General features: G+C 62.7%; 5 protein-coding genes and 1 pseudogene. 5 read left to right on the top strand and 1 reads right to left on the bottom strand.

Features of this window, described 5'->3' with window-relative positions:
* The 4 genes from EOA85_RS28335 to EOA85_RS28350 all read left to right on the top strand — a co-directional run.
* Window positions 1–600, top strand: a 600-nt coding sequence (locus EOA85_RS28335) for an ABC transporter substrate-binding protein (protein WP_348627937.1), incomplete at its 5' end; no start/stop codon positions are given.
* Window positions 601–697: 97 nt separating this feature from the next.
* The gene (locus EOA85_RS28340) at window positions 698–1177 is read left to right on the top strand and encodes a DUF3828 domain-containing protein (RefSeq protein ID WP_127211966.1); all 480 of its coding nucleotides are present in this window, start codon (window positions 698–700) and stop codon (window positions 1175–1177) included.
* A 4-nt stretch (window positions 1178–1181) separates the two neighbouring features.
* Window positions 1182–1736: a hypothetical protein gene (locus EOA85_RS28345; protein ID WP_127211967.1), complete on the top strand. Its 555-nt coding sequence runs from the start codon at window positions 1182–1184 to the stop codon at window positions 1734–1736.
* A 7-nt stretch (window positions 1737–1743) separates the two neighbouring features.
* The gene (locus EOA85_RS28350; protein ID WP_127211968.1) at window positions 1744–2928 is read left to right on the top strand and encodes a mandelate racemase/muconate lactonizing enzyme family protein; all 1185 of its coding nucleotides are present in this window, start codon (window positions 1744–1746) and stop codon (window positions 2926–2928) included.
* Between the two features lie 29 nt (window positions 2929–2957).
* Here EOA85_RS28350 and queF read toward each other — a convergent pair whose 3' ends face one another.
* Window positions 2958–3419, bottom strand: a complete 462-nt coding sequence (gene queF / locus EOA85_RS28355) for a preQ(1) synthase (protein WP_065009701.1) — start codon at window positions 3417–3419, stop codon at window positions 2958–2960.
* Window positions 3420–3553: 134 nt separating this feature from the next.
* On the opposite strand from queF, the pseudogene EOA85_RS28360 reads away from it, so the two are divergent.
* Window positions 3554–4615 (top strand): annotated as a pseudogene (locus EOA85_RS28360) (N-methylproline demethylase); the annotation flags it as partial.

Below are 4615 nucleotides of genomic sequence, written 5' to 3' on the forward strand. Positions count from 1 at the left end.
GGCTATGCCGGGCGAGGGACCGTCGGCGAGAACCACCATGTCAGCCCGATCCATCCGGAATATTATCCGCTGCCCAAGAAGACGCGGGACGCGGCCGGCGCCAAGAAGCTGATGGCCGACGCGGGGCAGGCGGACTTCGAGCATGAGCTGATCACCGTCGAGGACGAGTGGCAGAAGAACACTGGCGATGCGATCGCCGGGCAGTTGCGCGATGCCGGCATCAAGGTGAAGCGAACGGTGCTACCGGGCTCGACCTTCTGGAATGACTGGACGAAATATCCTTATTCCATGACGATCTGGTACATGCGCCCGCTCGGGGTTCAGGTGCTGGCGCTCGGCTATCGCACCGGCGAGGCCTGGAATGAGACGGCGTATTCGAATCCCGATTTCGACGCCAAGCTCAAGCAGGCCCTCTCGCTCGTCGACGTGGAGAAGCGGCGCGAGGTGATGAAGGACATCGAGCAGATCCTGCAGGATTCGGGCGTCATCATTCAGCCGTTCTGGCAGAAGCTGTACAGCCACATGGACAAGAAGGTGAAGAATTACGCTGTCCACCAGACTTTCGAGATGGATCTCCAGAACGTCTGGCTGGACGCCTGAGTTAACGCCCAAGAGGATTTCATGGGCCGCAAAAAATCCGGGATGCAGGATTCGTGGTATTGAACGGTTCCCACCACGAAAACCTGGAGATTATCGGATGAGACTGACTGTGCTTGCCGCCGCTCTCTCGATCGCAGCGCCTGCGGCCGCTCTGGCCGGGCCGGCAGCCAATGCGGTTAAGTTCTTCTACATGCCCGAGGTCAAATTCGAGCCCGACGCGAAATACCGCGACCGTTTCACCGAGCCGGTGACCAAGTTGTTCGACCTCAACGACCAGGCACAGAAGAAGAAGCCGGACGAGGTGCCTTGCATCGACTTCGCCCCCGGTCTCGACGCGCAGGACTATGACGAGGACACAGTCGCCAAGACACTGAAGCTGTCTGAAGCAGTGGATGGCGACAGCGCCAGCGTGACAGTGACGTTCAACCTTTTCCCGGAAGGCGATGACTCCAAACGCGAAATGGTCTGGTCGCTGAAGAAGATTGACGGCAAATGGAAGGTCGCCGACATCACCTCGAAGACCAGTGGCTGGACACTGAGTGCGCTCGAGTGCCTGGCTGGCCAGACTCCGGAGTGATGCTATGGCCCGCGCCCTGGCCCTGGCGACTGTGTGCCTGCTGGCAGCGGGGTTGAGCAGCACCGCCGCTCAGGGCCTGTTCGGCGCGCCGCCCGCAAATGCGCCGGCCGATAATGCTGCAACTTCGCCGACCGCGTCCCAGCCCAGTGATAGCGCCCCGGCAGCGCCGGTGCGGCTGGGTTCGCCAACGGCGGTGGTGAAACCGTTCTACGAGCATGTCGGGCTCGAGCTCGATCCGGCCCAGCGCAGCCACTTCGCCGATCCCGCGAAGTCGGTGCTCGACAAGAGCGATGCGCTGCGGAAATCGGGGCAGGGCGAATGCCTCGATCCCAACATGGCGCTGGACAATGCGGAATACGACAAGACCGAAATCGATAAGAGCCTGAAGACCATTGAAGCGGTCAAGGGCGACGAAGCCAAGGTGGTCGTCGCCTTCGTCGTCGCCGGCAATCCGCACCGGCTGGAGTGGAAATTCAGGAAAGTCGACGGCGACTGGAAGGTATCAGACCTTCTGTCGGTGACCGGCGAATGGGCGCTCAGCCAGTACCAATGCGAGTAGGCAGACGATGAGGATCACCAACATCCGCGTCACCCATGTCAACGTTCCGCTAGACGCCCCATTCTGGTGGACGGCCGGACTTTATGGCGGCGCCTCGAAGTCGATCATCGAGGTCGAGACGGACGAAGGGGTAGTCGGACTAGGCGAGGCGCCGTGGTGGCATTTCGGCGAGGTAGTCAAGGCCGAGATCGCGCCAGCGCTGATTGGCGCCGATCCGCTCGACATTGCCGACTGCGAGGCGCGCTGCGTGCCGCCCTGGCAGATTACCGCCAACACCGGCGAGAATGCCGCATCCGTGGCGTTCGGAGCCGCCGAGCTGGCGCTGTGGGACATCAGAGGCAAGGTCTTCGGCATGCCGCTCTACAAAGTCCTCGGCGGCGCGGTGCGCAAGGACATTCCGTTTTCGGAATATTTTTCGTTTCGCGCCGCGCAGAATGGAGCGGGCGGCGAGATGACGTCCGAAGCGATCGTCGAGTACTGCCTAAAGATGCGCGAGGAGCATGGCTCGACCATCTTCGAGGGCAAGCTGATCATGGGCGATCCCGAGCTCGAGATCAGGACCGTGCGCATGCTGCGCGAGGCGCTTGGCGATAAGGCGCAGATCAAACTCGATTCCAACATGCAGTGGTCGCTGACCACGGCGCGCTGGGTGCTGCGCGAGATCGAGCCGTTCAACATCCGCAATTATGAGGATCCGGTCGCGACCTTCGAGGAGATGGCGGCGCTGCGCCAGCATTCGCGCATTCCGTTCTCCACGCACATCCCGGATCTCAGACGGGCCGTCGCGCTTGGCGCGCCGGATTACTTCGTCTGCAATTTCGCAGCACTCGGCGGCTTGTCGAAAACCCTGAAGTTCATTGCCGCCTGTGAGGCGATGGGCAAGGGTTTTTGGTGCTATTCCAACGACCTCGGCATCATGACATCAGCCTATCTGCATGTCGTGGCGGCGACGCCATGGATTACCGAAGCATCGCAATCGCTGTTTCGCTGGCAGATCGGCGACGTTATCAAGGACGGTCCGTTCCGGCAGGTGGGCAACACGGTGCGTGTGCCGGAGGGCAACGGATTGGGCGTTGAGCTTGACCCCGCTGCGATGAAGCGCTGGGCGGGGCACTTCGCCGAGCATGGGCCGATGGGCCATTTCAGCGACCCGAACAATCCTGGCCGCTACCGGCGGCTGCCGCTCAACTGATGCAGCGTATTTTCCGTAGAAACTCAGGCTCAGCCGCGCCCGCGATAGGGTGCGACGCCGGTGTCGGGCAGCCAGGCGCCTTCAGGCGGCGCGCCGGTCTGCCAGAACACATCGATCGGAATGCCGCCGCGCGGATACCAGTAGCCGCCAATGCGCAACCACAGCGGTTTGGTCGCGGCGATGATGCGGCGGCCGATCATGACGGTGCACTCTTCATGAAAGGCGCCGTGGTTGCGAAACGAGGTCATGAACAGCTTGAGCGACTTCGATTCCACCAGCAGCGTATCGGGTGCATAGTCGATAACGATATGGGCGAAGTCCGGCTGGCCGGTGACCGGGCAAAGCGACGTGAATTCCGGGCAGGTGAAGCGGACGATGGCCGGGGGCCCGTCGCCGCGCGAAAACGGCACGGTCTCCAGGACTGCCGCCTCAGGGCTCTGTGGCGTCTCGACGTTGGTGCCGAGCTGGGTAAGGTTTTTCGTATCGGTCATGGGCGGGTTCCCTACTGCATGTCGCCCAAAGCCTGCCCACGGGCCAGACCCGATGGTGCGCAGCGGTTTTGGACAACGAGCGTAAAAACAAAAATTTGCCGCTCTTTAGCACAATCTGAAACAGTGGGAAGACGATGACCACCAACGATCCGCTTCTCCGGCCCTATCAGCTCAAACATTTGACTCTGAAGAACCGGGTCATGTCGACCAGCCATGAGCCGGCCTATTCCGAGGACGGCATGCCGAAAGAGCGCTACCGGCTCTACCACGCCGAAAAGGCCAAAGGCGGCATGGCGCTGACCATGACCGCCGGTTCGGCGATCGTCTCGCGCGACAGCCCGGCCGCCTTCGGCAACCTGCATGTCTATGACGACCGCATCGTGCCGTGGCTCACCGAACTCGCCGATGCCTGCCACGAGCATGACTGCAAGGTGATGATCCAGATCACCCATCTCGGCCGCCGCACCGGCTGGAACAAGGCCGACTGGCTTCCGGTGCTGTCCGCCTCGCCGGTGCGCGAGCCGGCGCACCGCGCCTTCCCAAAGGCGATCGAGGACTGGGATATAGAGCGCATCGTCGCCGACTACGCCGCCGCCGCCCAGCGCTGCCAGGCCGCCGGCCTCGACGGCATCGAGTTCGAGGCCTATGGCCACCTGATGGACGGCTTCTGGTCGCCCGCCACCAACCAGCGCGACGACGATTTCGGCGGCTCGCTAGACAACCGCTTGCGCTTCACCGGCATGGTGCTCGACGCGGTGCGGGCAGCGGTCGGCGACAAATTCGTCGTCGGCATTCGCATGGTCGCCGACGAGGATTTTGAGAAGGGCCTGTCGAAGCAGGAAGGCGTCGAGATCGCTAGGCGGCTGGCCGGCTCCGGCAAGGTCGATTTCCTCAACATCATCCGCGGCTCGATCGAAACCGATGCCGCGCTGACCAGGGTCATCCCGGTGACCGGCATGCGCTCGTCGCCGCATCTCGACTTCGCCGGTGAGGTCAGGGCGGCGACGAAATTCCCGACCTTCCATGCGGCGCGGATTGCCGATGTCGCCACCGCGCGTCACGCCATCGCCACCGGCAAGCTCGACATGGTCGGCATGACCCGCGCCCACATCGCCGATCCGCACATCGTTCGGAAAGTGATGGAGGGCCGCGAGCACGAGATCCGCCCTTGCGTCGGCGCCACTTACTGCCTCGAC

Source organism: Mesorhizobium sp. M5C.F.Ca.IN.020.29.1.1 (assembly GCF_003997375.1).
Classification (GTDB): domain Bacteria; phylum Pseudomonadota; class Alphaproteobacteria; order Rhizobiales; family Rhizobiaceae; genus Mesorhizobium; species Mesorhizobium wenxiniae.

Coding starts and splice junctions, on each gene's coding strand:
- EOA85_RS28340 (WP_127211966.1), top strand. CDS start 698: ATGAGACTGACTGTGCTTGCCGCCGCTCTCTCGATCGCAGCGCCTGCG.
- EOA85_RS28345 (WP_127211967.1), top strand. CDS start 1,182: ATGGCCCGCGCCCTGGCCCTGGCGACTGTGTGCCTGCTGGCAGCGGGG.
- EOA85_RS28350 (WP_127211968.1), top strand. CDS start 1,744: ATGAGGATCACCAACATCCGCGTCACCCATGTCAACGTTCCGCTAGAC.
- queF (WP_065009701.1), bottom strand. CDS start 3,419: ATGACCGATACGAAAAACCTTACCCAGCTCGGCACCAACGTCGAGACG.